Origin of the sequence: Xenorhabdus littoralis (assembly GCF_033949345.1) — a bacterium.
GTDB lineage: Bacteria > Pseudomonadota > Gammaproteobacteria > Enterobacterales > Enterobacteriaceae > Xenorhabdus > Xenorhabdus littoralis.
Window position 1 is genome coordinate 1 of record NZ_VCDP01000279.1, and the last position, 207, is coordinate 207.

The following is a 207-nucleotide window of genomic DNA, read 5'->3' on the forward strand; positions in this document are numbered from 1 at the left end:
CGGCCGGGCAAAGAGCTGAGCCAGCGGCAGCTCCAGTGCCAGCTCCTGGCGTACTCGTGTCGTGCATTGCACCGCGAGTAATGAGTGACCACCGAGTTTGAAGAAATGGTCATAACGCCCGACACACTCCAGCCCCAGCAGGTCTTGCCAGATCTGGGCCAGCGTGGTTTCCAGTTTGCCCACGGGCGCTTCATAAGCATGCATTGC

1 protein-coding gene is annotated in these 207 nt (G+C 59.9%); it reads right to left on the reverse strand.

What is annotated here, in order from left to right:
* On the reverse strand, positions 1-207 hold a 207-nt coding region (locus tag FE394_RS20235; RefSeq protein ID WP_319927979.1), incomplete at both ends, for a phosphopantetheine-binding protein.